This window comes from Pantoea sp. GM_Pan_4, from assembly GCF_026541005.1.
GTDB lineage: Bacteria > Pseudomonadota > Gammaproteobacteria > Enterobacterales > Enterobacteriaceae > Pantoea > Pantoea dispersa.
In genome coordinates this window covers 74,143-91,136 of record NZ_JALNUZ010000016.1, presented here as the reverse complement: position 1 = coordinate 91,136, position 16,994 = coordinate 74,143, and the positions used below count along the sequence as shown (strand labels likewise).

Genomic DNA, 16,994 nt, shown 5'->3' with positions numbered 1-16,994 from the left:
GGACCGAGGGGCAAAAGACTGCAATAACAGAACAACTACAACATGGCTTAGGGAAATTCCTGACGCTTACGGCTGTTGGTTCAGCGCCACCCGTACGACGACCCGGCGATTCGGCGCGTTACAGGCAATCTGTGCGGCGCGCGACCCTTCACAATACTCCACCACCGGTTCACTGCTGCCCGCGCTGCTGGCGCGGATCACCGTGGCCGGCAGGCCGCCGTCAATCAACATCTGGCGTACCGTAGCAGCGCGCTGCTGACCGAGCTGGCGGTTGGCGCTGGCGTTACCAATCGGGTCGGTGTGACCAATCACTTCGAGGCTTTTCAGCTCGGCGCGATCGCGCTGCAGCTCGGCAATCAGCGCGCCGACCGCGCGGCGGCCGGCGGCGGAGATATCGCCAATGGACGATTTGCCAAAGTTAAACAGCACGTCACCGGCCAGCACGTAGTCTTTGTAGCTGCGCGGCGCGAGGTTGTCACACTTCACTACCGATGATGCGCTCGACAGCGCGTGAATCTGCTGCTGCGCTCCGTTGAGTTCCCGCTCCGCCTGCTGGCGGCTGACCACCTGCGGCTGGCCAGTGGTGACGTTGCCGAGGCGCACAAAGTAGGTGGTGCCGCCGGCAAAGTTGTCGCGCCACGCCTGGGCGCGCTTGCCGCTGTAGCGCGGCGCGTCTTTCATGTAGTTATCCAGCGAGTGGCTGCCCGGTTTGAGGCAAAATACGCTGAAACCGCCCGGCAGCAGCGCGGTCTGGAATTCGCCGTCGACATACACGTGCGCCGCATCATTGCCCGACTGCGCCAGTGTGCGGTAGTACACCACCTGGGTCTGCGATGCCGATACGCCGCTCACCGGCTGATACAGTTCACCGAACGGTTTTGCCGCCAGCGCGGTATGACTAAAGGTGGCGGAACCGGCCAGCAGTGCGGCCAGCAGGGTAAGGCTGAAAGTTTTCATAACTCCTCCACGGGTGCCCACAAGGGCACCCGATTAGTATTGATGGTTAACAGGTTAAAAAAGCCACGGCTGATTAATGATTATCCAGTTCGACTTTTACCCCCTGCTGCACCAGCAATTCACCTTCCACTCCGCTGTGACGATAAACATCATAGACATGGCCGCCCTGAGTAATCGTGCCCGCCACCTGTGACCAGTCGCCGAGATCGGTGCCATCCTTAAGGAGATCAGAGAGGATTATTCTGTCATCAATCGAACCATCAATTATTGATTGATTGGAAGAGATAAGGCCAATACCTTCAGATGAAAAAACTATAAGCTCTGAAAGATTCATATTTTTCAGTTCTTCATTTTCATGTGTAAATAAGGGTTCTTCTTCTTTTTCAAATCGATGAGAATCCTGAACCATATAAGAAAGGCTTTCATCTTCCGATGTTATAAAATCATTATAGGCAGTTGAGGAAGCAGCATTACTATGCTTACTCCAGCTAACATTATCTATACCAAGACCATAAGGGTCATCTGTATACATTTCAACTTTACCGATTACTTTTCCTGCTGGGGCAACATATTCGAATTTTTTAGATTCGTAGAGATTGGCCCAGATTGATTGAGTCGATATTAATACTCCTTCTTCATCAAAAATTTTGATTGTCATTGGCCTTGAAGGTTGCCCCTGAACAGATCCCCATCCTAAAACAGTAAACTCAATGTCTGATATTACTTTATTGACTCCAAAGGTAAATGTAACCGTGGTATACTGCCACATCGCCAAAATATTTGTTCCATTTTTGCTCCCCCCTATTTGCCATTCACCATCAGAGGAAAAAGTAAGTCCACTAGGAAGAGTATATGAATTTTTATATCCGGTACCACCGGCATTATTAAAGTCCTCTGAACCTTTAACCAAATCTACATCATTAGCAATTATTATGTTCCAGCCAGGAGATTTCTCGCTGTTATTACCTGCTTGATCCGTTGCCTGTACGCTGAAATTATGAGTACCTTTACTCAACGCTGGCGATGGCGTAAAGGTCCACTTACCATCCGCGCCCGCAGTCACCGAACCCAGTTTGGTGCTGCCATCATAAATGGTCACCACACTGTTGGCTTCCGCCTTGCCTGACAGCGTCGGCGTGGTGTCATCGGTTTTACCGCCGTTAGCCACGTTACCGGTTTTGCTGCCGGCGTTGTCATACACCGTATCGATGGTCGGGGTACTGATCACTGTATCAACGGTGATATCCCAGGTCACAGCCTCACCGCTGCTGTTGCCAGCGCTATCACTGGCTTTGGCGCTGATGTGATGCAGTCCGTCCGACAGGTCACTGGCCGGGATGAAGCTCCAGTTACCGCTGCCATTGGCGCGGGTGCTGCCCACCGCTTTGCCGTCGATGTAGATGGTTACCAGGCTGTTGACCTCGGCGGTGCCGTTGATGGTTGGCCGCTTGTCGTCAGTGAAGCCATTTTTATCGATGTTGCCCTTAATGCTGCCGATATCATCTTCAATGGTGACAATTACCGGTGCGTTCGGTGCCACGGTGTCTACGGTAATGTTCCACGCCGCGGTCTGGCCGCTGGTGTTGCCTGCGGTATCGGTGGCGGTGGCGGTAATGCGGTGCAGACCATCGGCCAGATCGCTGCCCGGGGTAAAGCTCCAGTTACCGCTGCCATCGGTGCGTACCGTACCGGCAGCCGTACCGTCGATGTATACGGTAACGGTGCTGTTGGCCTCGGCGGTGCCGCTGATGGTCGGCCGCTTATCATCGGTAATGCCGTTGTTCAGCACATCACCGGTGATGCTGCCGGCGTCATCGTAGACGCGTACAATCGCTGGCAGGTTCGGCGCCACGGTATCAACGGTTATCGCCCACGGCTGGGTTGGGTAGCTGGTGTTACCGGCCGCGTCGGTGGCAGTGACGGTGAACTCATAGCGTCCGTCAGCCAGATCGCTGCCCGGCGTAAAGCTCCAGTTGCCGCTGGCATCCGCTTTCACCGAGCCTACTGCAACTTCACCAATGTAAATGGTCACCAGGCTATTGGCCTCGGCGGTGCCATTCAGCGTTGGTCGCTTATCATCGGTCGTGCCGTCGCGCTGAATCGGGCCGGTCACGCTGCCAACGTTATCCATAATGCTGGTGAGCACTACCGGATTCGGTGCCTGGGTATCGACAATCACCGGCCAGACGTCAGACGGTGCCGAGCTGTTGCCCACCGGATCGGTCATCACCACGGTGAAGTTGTGCGTACCATCGTTAAGCGGCGTAGTCGGGGTAAAGCTCCAGCGCCCGTCGTTACCAACGGTGACCTCACCAATCGGCGTACCGTTATCGATGATGGTGACCTTATCATTTGGCGTACCGCGGCCAGACAGGGTTGGCGTGGTGTCATCGGTGTAGCCGCCTTTGCCAATTGGTCCCTGAACCGTGCCGACGTCGTCGCTGACGGAGTCAATCACGCCCTTGTTCGGCGCGGTGATGTCAATCAGCAGATCGAACTGGCTGGTTGGCTCACTTTCGCCGTGTGCTTCAGTGGTCGCCGTCACGGTCAGGGCGTGCGAACCTTCGCTGAGCGCTGTACCCGGCGTGAAGTTCCACTGGCCCTGCGCGTTAGCGCTTACCTGACCAATCAGCTTGCCGTTGTCATAAATTTTCACCAGCGCGTTCGGCGTCGCGGTGCCATACAGCGTTGGCGTGGTGTCATCGGTGGCCTGGCCGGAACTCAGATCGCCTTTGACACTGCCGGCGTTGTCTTCCACGCGAGTCAGCGCTACCACCACCGCAGAAGTATCGACGGTAAAGTCAATCGCCCCGCCAATTGGGCCCTGATTACCGGCGAGATCGACCGGCTGCGCGGTGAAGCTGTGCTTGCCATCTGTCAGCGGCGTGCCCGGGGTAAACGTCCAGTTACCGCTGTCATCGGCGACCGCTCTGCCCAACTCTTTGCCGTTGTCGCGCACAATTACTGTAGCGCCCGGCTCAGTTTTACCGCTAAAGGTCGGCGTGGCATCGTCGGTGGTCTCGCCGCTGCGAATCGGCCCCTGTACCTGGCCGACATCATCCGTCAGTACCGGATTGATGATGTTGCCTGGCGCCGTGGTATCCACTTCAATCGGATAGACGCCGGTTTCCGGGCTGACGTTGCCGGCAGCATTGGTGGAAGTCGCGCTGATGTTATGCACGCCGTCACGCAGATCGCTGGCTGGCGTATAGCTCCAGTTACCGTTGGCGTCTGCCGTTACCGTGCCCAGCTTAATGCCGTCTGCATAAAGCGTAACGAGGCTGTTCGGCTGTGCGGTACCGTTAATGGTTGGTCGTGCATCGTCGGTGACGCTTCCCTTCTGCACCAGGCCCTGAATGTCTCCTACGTTATCCATTACGCTGGTAATCGCCGGCGCATTCGGCACACCGCCGCTGATCAGGCCAAACTCAAACTTGTCTGACGACTCGCTGACGTTACCAGCGGCATCTACCGCTTCCGCTGTCAGCGCATGGGCACCGTTGGCCAGCGGTAACGGTGGCTCGAAGCTCCAGTTGCCTTTGCCGTCAGTGCGGGTTGAGCCTATCAGCACGCCATTGTCATAAATATTCACCAGACTGTCGGCTTCAGCGGTACCGCGTACCGTCGGTGTCGCATCATCAGTGGTGTCGCCTGCAGCGATTGGTCCACGGCGATCGCCCTGATCGTCATACACTTCAGTGATCGCTGGCTTATTCGGTGCCTGCGTATCCACATTCACTACATAAGGATCCGACGGCTTACTGCTGTTGCCCGCCGGGTCGGTGATCACGGTTTCAAATTTGTGCTCACCGTCGTTGAGCGGAGTTTCCGGCGTGAAGGTCCACTTGCCATTCTCGCCAATTACCGCGCTGCCGATGGTTTCACCGTTATCGATAATGGTTACCACGTCGCCCGGTTTACCGCCGCCAGTCAGCGTTGGCGTGGTATCGTCAGTCGCGCCGCCGTTGTCCACGGTGCCCTGCTCTGTACCCACGTCATCACGGACATCCTCAATACCCGCGTTGTTTGGCGCCGTGATATCAATAGTGATATCGAAGGCGGCTGTGGCCTCACTCTCGCCGTGTGCCGGCGTGGTGGCGGTCGCCGTCAGGCTGTGCGGCCCTTCGCTCAGCGCAACGCCAGGCGTAAAGCTCCAGCTGCCGTCTTTGGCTGCCACCGTGCTGCCAATCAGCTGGCCATTGTCGTAAATTTTCACCAGCGCGTTGCCGGTTGCGGTGCCTTTCAGGGTCGGCGTGGTGTCATCTGTCACCTGACCGGACGTGAGATTACCGGTAATGCTGCCCGCATCGTCATACACCTGAGTGATAGCAATCACCACTTTGGAGGTGTCTACGGTGAAGTCAATGGCGTCACTTTCCGGCCCTTTGTTACCGGCCTTATCCACCGGCTGAACGGTAAAGCTGTGGTCGCCATCCGCCAGCGGCTGATCCGGCGTGAAGCTCCAGTTACCGTCTTTATCAGCTACCGCGCGACCCAGTTCATTACCGTTATCGCGCACGATTACCGTGGCGCCCGGCTCGGTTTTACCTTTAAAGGTGGGCGTCGCGTCATCGGTGATGTCGCCGCTGTTAATCGGACCCTGCACCAGGCCAACGTCGTCAATCAGCTGATTACCTTTGCTGGCTTCTGGCGCGGAGGTATCGATATCAATTGGATACGCCCCGGTTTCCGGACTGATATTACCGGCCGCGTTAGTGGCGGTAGCGGTGATGTTGCGCACACCATCCGCCAAATCGCTGTCCGGCGTGAATGACCAGTTCCCGGCGCCATCGGCCTGGGTGCTGCCCACAGCTTTGCCATCAACCAGCAGCGTAACGATGCTGCCCGGCTGGGCGGTACCGTTGATGGTCGGACGCGCGTCGTCGGTCAGACCGCCTTTCTGGATTGCACCCTGAATGTCACCTACGTTGTCCATCACGCCAGTGATAGCCGGTGCCGTTGGCTTACCGCCGGCTGCCAGCGAGAAGTCAAACTTCTCTGATGGCTCGCTAGCGTTGCCCGCCGCGTCGATCGCTTCCACGGTCAGCGAGTGTGCGCCGTTAACCAGCGGTTTGCCCGGTTCGAAGCGCCAGTTGCCCTGCCCGTCAGCGCGCACGCTGCCGATCAGTTCACCGTTGTCATAAATCTTCACCAGGCTGTTGGCTTCCGCAGTGCCCTTCACGGTAGGAATGCTGTCATCGGTGGTATCACCGGATTTCAGCGCACCGGTGCGATCGCCCTGGTCATCAAACACTTCGGTAATCGCTGGCTTGTTCGGCGCCAGCGTATCAACAGTCACAATGTACGGATCGGACGGCTGGCTGCTGTTGCCGGCCGGATCGGTGATCACGGTTTCAAATTTGTGCTCGCCGTCGTTGAGCGGCGTTTCCGGCGTGAAGGTCCACTTGCCGTTCTCGCCAATTACCGCGCTGCCGATGGTTTCACCGTTATCGATAATGGTCACCACGTCGCCCGGCACGCCTTCACCTACAAGCGTTGGCGTGGTGTCATCAGTAATGCCACCGTTGTCAACCGGGCCCTGCACCGTGCCCACGTCATCCTGTACGCTATCAATACCGCCCACGACTGGCGGGGTCAGATCGATGGTGAGGTCAAAAGGTGACGACTCGGCGCTGGTTCCGGCGGCGTTTGTCGCCGTAGCCGTAAAGTGATGTTCACCTTCCGCCAGTGCAACATCTGGCGTAAAGCTCCACTCGCCTTTGTAGTTGGCTTTTGCGGAACCGATGAGCGTGCCGTTGTTATAGATATGAATCAGCGCGTCTGGCGTCGCCGAACCGTTGAGGGTTGGCGTGGTGTCATCGCTGACCGCACCGCTGGTCAGGTTGCCCGTGACAGAACCCGCATCGTCATAGACGCTATTGATGGTCACCAGCACCGCAGAGGTATCGACAATGAAGTCAACTGGCTGGCTTTCCGTACCTTTATTACCGGCTTTATCAACTGGCTGCGCAGTGAAGCTGTGATCGCCATCCGCCAGCGGCTGGTCCGGCGTAAAGCGCCAGTTACCGTCTTTGCCGGCGACCGCGCTGCCAATCGGCTGGCCGTTGTCGCGGATAATAATGGTCGCACCCGGCTCGGTCACACCGCTGAAGGTTGGTTGCGCGTCATCCGTAGTGTCGCCGCTATTAATCGGCCCCTGAATGTCGCCAACGTCATCCGTCAGCTGATTGTCGCTGCTGGCATCTGGCGCGGTGGTGTCAATCACAATCGGGTAGAGGCCAGTTGACGGACTGATATTACCGGCCGCGTTGGTCGCGGTGGCACTCAGATTGCGCAGGCCTTCGGCCAGATCGCTATCCGGCGTGAATGACCATTTGCCTGCGGCATCGGTCAGGACGGTCCCCAGCACTTTACCATCGGCATACACGGTGACTACGCTGTCCGGCTGCGCGGTACCGTTAATGGTAGGACGAACGTCATCGGTCACGCCGCCTTTTTCGATGGTGCCCTGCACATCGCCAAAATCATCCATTACGCCGGTGATGGCCGGTGCGGTCGGCGCGCCGCCGGCCTCCAGCATGAAGTCAAAGTTGTCGGACGGTTCGCTAACGTTACCGGCCGCATCGACCGCTTCCACAGTGAGTGAATGCGCGCCGTTCAGCAGCGGTCGGGTTGGCGTGAATTCCCATTGGCCTTCAGCATTCGTGACAGCTGAACCCACCAGCTGGCCATTGTCATACAGATTGACCAGACTACCCGGCTCCGCTTCGCCGCGCACGGTCGGCTGGGCGTCATCCGTCACCTCGCCCGGATTGAGTGCGCCCTGCTTATCACCTTGATTATCATATACTTCTTTAATTACAGGTTTTTCTGGCGCCTGCGTATCCACGATAATGGTGTAATCGTCAGACGGTGAGGATTCATTACCTGCCGGATCTGTCACGATGATGCCGATATTGTGTTCGCCGTCTTCCAGCGGCTCTTCCGGGGTAAATTCCCACTTGCCATCGTCACCGATCACGGTGCTGCCGATTGGATTACCGTTGTCGATGATAGTTACTACGTCACCCGGTGTGCCGCCACCGCCGATGGTCGGCTGCGTGTCGTCGGTTGATTCTCCGTTTTCGATCGGCCCGGTTTCGTTACCGACATCGTCAATGATATCGCCGATTTCCGGTTTCGCGGGTGGGGTGGTATCCACGATGACAGTGTAAGGATCGGACGGTTCGCTGGTGTTACCCGCCGGATCGGTGATTATGGTTTCAAACTCGTGTTCACCGTCGTTGAGGGGCGTTTCTGGCGTGAATTCCCACTTGCCGTCATCACCGATGACGGTACTACCGATGGTTTCGCCGTTATCAATAATGGTCACCACGTCACCCGGCGTGCCGCCACCAACCAGCGTTGGCGTGCTGTCATCAGTCACCTCGCCGCTTTCAACGGGTCCCTGAACGCTACCTACGTCATCCTGCACCTCGTCAATGCCGTCGTTGCCTGGGGCAGTGATATCAATGATCAGATCAAACGGTGCGGTCGGTGCGCTGACGCCATTGGCTTCGGTCGTCGCCGTGGCAGTAAAGCTGTGTTCGCCTTCATTCAGCGGCTCCGCTGGTGTAAATGACCATTCGCCCTTGTAATTTGCCAGCGCGGAGCCAATCAGCTCACCGTTGTCATAAATATGGATCAGCGCGCCTGGCGTCGCTGAACCATTGATGGTCGGCGTAGCATCGTTAGTCACGCCACCTTTTTGCACGTAGCCAGCTTCGCCTGCGTCGTCATAGACGTTGATAATCGTCACTTCAACACCAGAGGTATCGACGATGAAGTCGACTGGCGCGCTTTCTTCACCTTTGTTACCGGCGTTATCTACCGGTTGTACGGTAAAGCTGTGATCGCCTTCGGCTAGCGGTTGTTCCGGGGTGAATGTCCAGTTACCGTCTTTGTCCGCGACAACGCGGCCAATTTCTTCACCGTTATCACGGATAATTACCACAGCGCCCGGCTCAGTTTTACCGTCAAAGGTTGGCGTGGCGTCATCAGTGGTATCGCCACTGTTAATCGGGCCCTGAATCGCGCCGACATCATCAGTCAGGGTGTTGTCGCCGCTATTTTCTGGCGGGGTAGTGTCAATGATGATCGGATACACGCCGGTCTGCGGACTAATGTTGCCCGCCGCATCGGTAGCAGTAGCGGACAGCTGATGTTCACCTTCAGCCAGGTCCACTTCCGGTGTAAAGCGCCAGCGGCCGTTTTCATCAGCGGTGGTGGTGCCCAGCAGCACATCACCGTCATAAACGGAAACGGTATAGCCTGGCTGCGCCGTGCCATGCACGGTTGGGCGGGTGTCATCGGTGACACCGTTTTTCGCGACGTTGCCCTGAATATCACCCACATCGTCCAGCACACCAATAATCGCCGGCGCGCTTGGCACACCACCGGTGATCAGGGTGAAATCAAAGCTGTCAGACGTTTCGCTGACGTTACCCGCCGCGTCAGTTGCTTCTGCCGTGAGAGAGTGTCCGCCATTGCTGAGCGGTTTGTTCGGAGTAAATTCCCAGTTGCCTGCGGCGTCTGCACGCGCGGAGCCAATCAGCACGCCATTGTCATACAGGTTAACAATGCTGCCAGCTTCAGCCTCGCCTTTTATGGTCGGGAGCGCATCATCGGTCGTATCGCCCGGCTGCAGTTCACCCTGCTGTTCACCCTGATTGTCGATAACCGCAACAATGCGCGGCTTATCCGGTGCCTGGGTATCGACAATAATGGTGTAATCATCTGAAGGTGCAGACTCGTTGCCGACCGGATCGGTGATGATGATACCGATGTTGTGCTCACCATCTTCCAGGGGTTGTTCCGGCGTAAACTCCCACTTGCCGTCATCACCCACGACAGTGCTGCCAATCGGCTTGCCGTCATCAATAATGGTTACCACGTCGCCAGGCGTGCCGCCGCCGCCGATGGTAGGAGTCCTGTCGTCGGTGCTGCCGCCGTTGTCTACCGGTCCGACAATGCTACCCACGTTGTCAGTGACTTCACCAATGCCCGGATTTACCGGTGCCTGCGTATCAATAGTGATGATGTGAGGAGCAGAGGGCAGGCCGATATTACCGGCACGGTCGGCAGCTACCACGGTGAATGCGTGCTCACCATCAGCCAGTGCCGTTGCAGGGGTGAAGGTCCAGTTGCCGTTGGCATCAGTCAGTGCTTCACCGATTTTTTCACCGTTGTCGTAGATCGATACGGTACTGTACGGTTCCGCTTTGCCGGAAAGGGTCGGCGTATTGTCATCGGTGGCCTCGCCGTTGGCAATCAACCCGGTGAGCGAACCGTGATCGTCGAATACGCTGTCCAGCGTCGCCTGTGCTGGCGCTTTGAGATCGATAATTAGCTCAAACGGTTCGGAAGGCTGGCTGGTGTTACCCTTACCGTCGCGTTCAATCACCGTAAAGCTATGGTCGCCTTCAGCCAGCGCCGTGCCTGGCGTAAATGTCCAGTTACCGTCCTGATCGACAATGGCTTCACCAATTTTTGTGCCGTTATCCCAGATCTCAACAGTATTACCAGGATTGGTGCCGGTGCCGCTCAGAGTTGGCGTCGCGTCATCGGTATAGTCGCCGCTGGCCAGCGGTCCCTGAATGGCGCCCACGTTATCCGTCACCGCATCAATGGTTGCGCCTCGCGTGAATACCGGATCAGGCAGATTCCCGCCTTCACCCTCACCTGACTTACCGTGATCTTTTTTGTGATTGTGATAAATGATGCCTGCCGCTGCACCAATAGCGCTGAGTAAACCCAGGCCTAACAACATCGGATTAATCAGACCATTTTCGGCAATCAGCAGATTATCCAGCCCCGGGACGGAATCTGACCCGAGTACCAGCGCTGAATAATCGCCATCAGCAAGCGCTGCAGCTTCGTGATCATCACGCGCATCAGAGGCGATGTATTCATGGAAAGCGTTATCTTCTGCTTTACCAACCAGCTGGCCAGGGTAAACAAAAAAATCCTCAATGATGAGGTCGGGTTTATCCAGATCGCCATCCTCCAGGATAACCCAGAGACTTTTGCCTACGCGCTTGACGGTGATGTTTTCAGGTGCAACACCCTTCTCACCTTCAGCAAGGATATATTTCCCATTGGCAATGGCTTTGATTTTTACTGGTTTTCCATTTTTACCGTTGCGAAGCACCTGCGCTTCGACAACCGTTTTTTTGTCTACAACGGCGACATTAACGGGGATGGCGTTCATAATTTATTTAGTCCATGTATTTTAATAGTCACGCTAAACAACCAGGTTAGCGTTGAGAAATTTCCCGGATGAGAGAGCACAATGAAAGCCCCATCCTTAACGCGGAAATAATATCAACAAGGACCGCACTTTCTTATTGAGACATGTCGCAAAACAAATCCAGATAAAAAATACAGATAATTAATTTTATCAATGACTTAAATAAATATTAAGATTAATCTCTTAGGGGAAAAATCTTATATAGCCGGATGTTTATCAGTAATTTCACCCTTAAAAACAAAAAACATAAAAATAGCAACACTGATATCAAAAAAAAATAACGGAAATATACTTGATGGGTTAGCATAAGTCTGGAAGGAGTGAATTTCCGGGCGGAAGACAGTAAAGATATGAGTTTTAACCAGTTAACTTATGGCTATGCACAATCCACGTTATGCATCGTCATGATATGAAATTATATGGCTTGCAGCGACGCGATGATTCACGCCGCTAAGCCCATAGTGACTGCTTACGACAACGGCGGATAAATATCGAAACGGTGGCTTTTGGTCACCACCGCCGATTGGGTGGCGACGCCGGCCAGCGGCGGTGCGTAATCCGGGCGCTTCACCACGATGCGCTTCTTCGCCAGACGGCGCGCCGGTTCGAGCAGCGCATCGGCATCCTCGTCCGGCCCCACCAGCGACTGAAACACCCGCATCTCCTTCTTCACCAGCGCGCTTTTCTGCCGGTGCGGATACATCGGATCGAGATACACCACGTCCGGTGCCGGCGTGATATCACTCAGCGCCTGCTGGCTGACCACATGCAGCAGCGTCAGCCGCTCGCGCAGCCAGCCGCCGATCTCCGCATCTTCATAACCACGCCGCAAACCATCTTCCAGCAGCGCCGCGACCACCGGATGACGCTCCAGCATACGCACGCGACAGCCCAGCGCGGCCAGCACAAAGGCATCGCGCCCCAATCCTGCCGTCGCATCCACCACGTCGGGCAGATAATCCCCTTTGATGCCCACCGCTTTCGCCACCGCTTCGCCGCGTCCGCCGCCAAATTTGCGCCGGTGCGCCATCGCGCCGGAAACGAAATCGACAAAGATGCCGCCAAGCTTTGGCTCATCGACTTTACGCAGCTCCAGATGCTGAGCTGTCAGCACCAGCGCCAGCGTGGCGCTGTCGTCCTGCTCCAGCCCCCAGCGCTGCGCCAAATGTAATAAGGCGCCGTCTCCGGCGCCTGTTTCATCCACTAAACCGATCTTCACAAGCAGGTTTATCCCTGAATTCCGTAGTGTTCCAGCATCGCATCCAGCTGCGGTTCACGGCCGCGGAAGCGCTTGAACAGCTCCATCGGCTCTTCGGAACCGCCGCGCGTCAGGATGTTGTCGAGGAACGACTGACCGGTCTGACGGTTGAAGATGCCCTCTTCTTCGAAGCGCGAATACGCATCGGCAGCCAGCACATCGGCCCACAGATAGCTGTAGTAACCCGCCGCGTAGCCACCGGCAAACACGTGGCTGAAGGCGTGCGGGAAGCGGCCCCACTCCGGACTCGGCACTACGGCAACCTGTTTTTTCACTTCACGCAGGGTTTCGAGGATTTGCGCGCCCTGCGCCGGATCAAATTCGGTATGCAGACGGAAATCGAACAGGCCGAACTCCAGCTGACGCAGAATGAACAGCGCCGCCTGATAGTTCTTCGCCGCCAGCATTTTATCCAGCAGCGCTTTCGGCAGCGGCTCACCGGTTTCGTAATGGCCGGAGATGAACGCCAGCGCTTCCGGCTCCCAGCACCAGTTTTCCATAAACTGGCTCGGCAGCTCGACCGCATCCCAAGGCACGCCGTTGATGCCGGATACGCCCGGCGCTTCGATGCGCGTCAGCATGTGGTGCAGGCCGTGGCCGAACTCGTGGAACAGTGTGGTCACTTCATCGTGAGTGAACAGCGCCGGTTTGCCCTGTACCGGGCGATTGAAGTTACAGGTCAGGTACGCCACCGGCTTCTGCAGACTGCCATCGGCTTTGCGCATCTGCCCGACGCAGTCATCCATCCACGCGCCGCCGCGCTTGTGCTCGCGCGCGTAAAGGTCGAGGTAGAAGCTGCCACGCAGCTCGCCGCTCTCGTCGTACAGGTCGAAGAAACGCACGTCCGGATGATAAACATCCACGTCGGTACGCTCTTTGGCGGTGATGCCATAAATGCGCTTCACCACTTCAAACAGGCCGTTTACCGCGCGTGATTCCGGGAAGTACGGACGCAGCTGTTCGTCGCTGATGGTGTACAGATGCTGTTTCTGCTTCTCGCCGTAATAGGTGAGATCCCACGGATTCATGTCATCCACGCCAAACTCTTTTTTGGCGAAGGCACGCAGCTGCGCCAGCTCTTTTTCACCCTGCGGGCGCGCGCGTTTGGCGAGGTCGTTCAGGAAGTCGATCACCTGAGACGGGCTTTCCGCCATTTTGGTTGCCAGCGATTTGTCGGCGAACGAGTCAAAGCCCAGCAGCTCGGCCAGTTCGTGGCGCAGCGCCAGCTCTTCCGCCATGATTGGGCCGTTGTCCCATTTACCGGCGTTCGGGCCCTGATCGGAGGCACGGGTGGAATAGGCGCGATACATCTCTTCACGCAGCGCGGCGTTGTCACAATAGGTCATCACCGGCAGATAGCTCGGGATATCCAGCGTCAGCAGCCAGCCTTCCTGCTGTTTGGCTTCCGCCTGCGCTTTGGCCGCGGCCAGTGCGCTCTCCGGCATGCCCGCCAGTTCAGCTTCGTCGGTGATCAGTTTGCTCCAGCCCATGGTGGCGTCCAGCACGTTGTTGCTGTAAGCCGATCCCAGCTCGGAGAGGCGCGCGGCGATCTCGCCATAGCGTTTCTGTTTCTGTTTATCGAGGCCGATACCGGACAGCTCAAAGTCGCGCAGGCTGTTATCCACCGCTTTCTTCTGCGCGGTATCCAGCTGTGCGTAGCTCTCGCCCTCACGCAGGTTGCGATACGCCTGATACAGGCCTTCGTGCTGGCCCACCCAGGTGCTGTATTCGGACAGCAGCGGCAGCGTCTGCTCGTAGGCTTCGCGCAGTTCCGGGCTGTTTTTTACCGAGTTGAGATGGCTGACCGGCGAGAAGATGCGGCCCAGGCGATCGTCTACTTCCGCCAGCGGCTGGACTAAATTTTCCCAGGTGTAAGGCGCGCCCTGCGCCACTACGCGCTCCACCGCCGCGCGACAGTCGTTCAGCGCTTGAGTTACAGCGGGAACCACGTGCTCAGGTTTGATGGCGGAAAAAGGCGGTAGCGTAAAAGGCGTGAGTAACGGATTGGTCATAAGCGCAGTCCTTTCATCATGGAGTGGGGCCGCGCGCAGGGGCGCGGCGCAATTTTACTAACATGCGGCCAGACGAGGGGAAAATCAATGCCACCCGCAAGGGCAGAGAGAAAAACGCGCGATGAATCGCGCCGCTACAATAAGTGCACGTATCAGTAGCGGCGCGATCTAGCGCGCAATGTTGAAAAAAAAAGCCCGCCAGACGGCGGGCCAGAGGTTATTTGATGGTCAGCTGATAATGGATCACATCATACGGCGCGACCCACGGTGGCAGCGGCTCGCGCTCGTAAATATCTTTCGCCAGCGCCCAGCCTTCCACTGCGCCGCCTTTACCGGTCAGCGACATGCCTTCCTGCAACAGCGGCGGCAGGCTGTCGTTGAACGGCACCTGATCGTGCGAAAAATCATTGATTACCTTGCCGCTCAGGGTGGTAACGCGGACGCTGACCGCCGCCTGCTGGTCCGGCAGCAGTTTGCCTTTCACGCTTTTCACCGCAAACCACTGCATGCCGAGATCTTTCTTCAGCGCTTTACGCTTCGCCACTTTCTTGTCCAGCTGCGCGTAACCTTTTTCAATCAGCGCGTTCAGTCCTTTGCCAATGGAGGCCTGCATAGTGGCGTAACGGCGCGCCATCTCTTCGCCATCAAGCAGCGAATCACCGCTTTGCAGCTGGGTGGTTAAGCCGGCAATCAGCTGATCCATACTAATGCTGAGGCCGATGTCTTTGACCATCTGCAGCTGCACCACCGCATTGCTGGCAATGAACTGACCCAGCGTGTAGCCATCGCGTTCGGCATCGCTTTTCGGGGCAGAAAGTTTCGGCGCGGCGGCCGGTTGCTGCTTCGCCGCCTCCAGTTCCCGCGTCAGCTGCGCCAGGTTGTGCGCCTGCTGCTGTTTTTCGCTATCCAGCGCGGCGAGTTGTTTTTCACGCTCGGCCTGCTGCGTCTGCAGCGCGGCCAGTTTTTGGGCGCTCTCAGCCTGTTGTGCGCTGAGCTGCTGCTTGCTTTCAGCCTGTAATGCCGCCAGCTTTTTGTCGCTCTCCGCCTGCTGGGCGCTGAGCTGCTTTTTGCTCTCTGCCTGCAGCGCCGCCAGTGCCTTGTCGTTTTCCGCTTTCAGCGCTTTAAGCGCATCGGCGCTCTGGGTGGCCGCCGCGCGCGCGTCGCTGAGCTGCTTCGTCAACTGGGCGATGCCGGCACTTTGCTGCTGCTGTGCCTCTTTCAGCGCCTGCTGCAGCGTGGCGATGTTTTTCTCCTGCTGCTGCTTCTCCACGCTGAGCGCTGCCAGTTTTTTATCGTTCCCGGCCTGCTGGGCGCTGAGCTGCTTTTTGCTCTCAGCCTGCAACGCCGCCAGCGCCTTGTCGTTTTCCGCTTTCAACGCTTTAAGCGCATCGGCGCTCTGGGTGGCCGCCGCGCGCGCGTCGCTGAGCTGTTTCGTCAGCTGGGCACTGCCGGCGCTTTGCTGCTGCTGTGCCTCTTTCAGCGCCTGCTGCAGCGTGGCGATGTTTTTCTCCTGCTGCTGCTTCTCCGCGCTGAGCGCTGCCAGTTTTTTGTCGCTGGCAGCCAGCTGCGCCTTTAACGCATCGTCCGCTTTCACCGCAGGTGCCGCAGACAGCTTTTCGAGTTCCGCCACGCGGAGGCGCAGACGCGTCAGTTCCGCACTGTGATCGGGCGCTGTTGCGGCTTTTTTCTCTGCCTTGCTGACGGTTTTCGCCGCCGGTTTAGCGGCCGGTTTTGCAGGTGGCTGTGGTTTTGCTGCCGGTGCCGGCGGCAGGGTGCGCGCTGCTTCGCTGAACGCGCGCAGCATGTCATCATCAGCCGCTGACGCGGCCTGTCCGGGTAGCAGTAAGGCCGCGCTAATCAGCACCGCCAGCAGATGACGCTGTGTCATCAAAACCTCCAGTCGCGGCTCCTTGCCGCTAAGAAACAAAAGGCCTCATCTCAATATGTTAATTGAGATGAAGCCATCCACCGCGCGAGGTTGTCGCGCTGTTAAAAAAGGGGTCGGCTTACGCCGTTATTGTTAACCGGCCTGGCGAATAATCAGCTGTGACAGACGGGTTTTAATGCGGAAGCACAGTTCACGGATCTGGAACTGATAGCGCGGCATGACTAAATCGTTAATATCCGCGCCGATCGAATCTTTAATCTGCAGATATTTGTTGGTCTGCGCGCCAATTTTCTGGAATTCCGCCTGGTAGCTGTCATAAGACGCCTGGCTGTAGAGACGCATCGCATCCAGCTCTTTACGGCACTGCTGAATGTTGCTGGCGCGATCGTCAGCGAACGAGGCAGCGGCCGGCTGAGCTGGCGCTTCGGTTACAAACGGCTGGCCGTCAGGCCGTGCAGCGGATTCAGCCATCGGCTGAGCGTCGGCGGCGGGCGGCGTTACCAGGCTATGAACAGGCTGTTGTTTCGCGCAGCCGGCCAGTGCCAGCAGGCTTGCCACCGCGATACCAGTCATTTTTTTCATTATTGTCACCAGGAGTTATTAAGGATGCTTGAAGCAAAAAATTATACG

At 57.1% G+C, this 16,994-nt stretch carries 6 protein-coding genes; all 6 read right to left on the bottom strand.

The window, feature by feature from the left end:
• Window positions 1-66 precede the first annotated feature (66 nt).
• The gene (locus OXR61_RS21765) at window positions 67-957 is read right to left on the bottom strand and encodes an OmpA family protein (RefSeq protein ID WP_267412552.1); all 891 of its coding nucleotides are present in this window, start codon (window positions 955-957) and stop codon (window positions 67-69) included.
• 73 nt (window positions 958-1,030) lie between these two features.
• Window positions 1,031-11,167, bottom strand: a complete 10,137-nt coding sequence (locus OXR61_RS21760; RefSeq protein ID WP_021508105.1) for an Ig-like domain-containing protein — start codon at window positions 11,165-11,167, stop codon at window positions 1,031-1,033.
• A gap of 508 nt (window positions 11,168-11,675) precedes the next feature.
• A complete protein-coding gene (gene rsmJ / locus OXR61_RS21755) occupies window positions 11,676-12,425 on the bottom strand; it encodes a 16S rRNA (guanine(1516)-N(2))-methyltransferase RsmJ (protein ID WP_021508104.1) in 750 nt (249 codons plus the stop codon).
• A gap of 8 nt (window positions 12,426-12,433) precedes the next feature.
• Entirely contained in the window at window positions 12,434-14,476 is a 2,043-nt protein-coding gene (gene prlC / locus OXR61_RS21750) for an oligopeptidase A (RefSeq protein WP_021508103.1), read from the bottom strand.
• 217 nt (window positions 14,477-14,693) lie between these two features.
• Complete coding sequence (locus OXR61_RS21745) at window positions 14,694-16,364, bottom strand: hypothetical protein (protein ID WP_021508102.1); 1,671 nt, start codon at window positions 16,362-16,364, stop codon at window positions 14,694-14,696.
• Window positions 16,365-16,496: 132 nt separating this feature from the next.
• Window positions 16,497-16,946, bottom strand: a complete 450-nt coding sequence (locus OXR61_RS21740) for a hypothetical protein (protein ID WP_021508101.1) — start codon at window positions 16,944-16,946, stop codon at window positions 16,497-16,499.
• Between the last annotated feature and the right edge of the window lie 48 nt (window positions 16,947-16,994).

What these genes read in the sequence shown, in the direction of transcription:
- prlC (WP_021508103.1), bottom strand. Translation starts at nt 14,476, where the DNA reads ATGACCAATCCGTTACTCACGCCTTTTACGCTACCGCCTTTTTCCGCC.
- OXR61_RS21765 (WP_267412552.1), bottom strand. Translation starts at nt 957, where the DNA reads ATGAAAACTTTCAGCCTTACCCTGCTGGCCGCACTGCTGGCCGGTTCC.
- OXR61_RS21745 (WP_021508102.1), bottom strand. Translation starts at nt 16,364, where the DNA reads ATGACACAGCGTCATCTGCTGGCGGTGCTGATTAGCGCGGCCTTACTG.
- OXR61_RS21740 (WP_021508101.1), bottom strand. Translation starts at nt 16,946, where the DNA reads ATGAAAAAAATGACTGGTATCGCGGTGGCAAGCCTGCTGGCACTGGCC.
- OXR61_RS21760 (WP_021508105.1), bottom strand. Translation starts at nt 11,167, where the DNA reads ATGAACGCCATCCCCGTTAATGTCGCCGTTGTAGACAAAAAAACGGTT.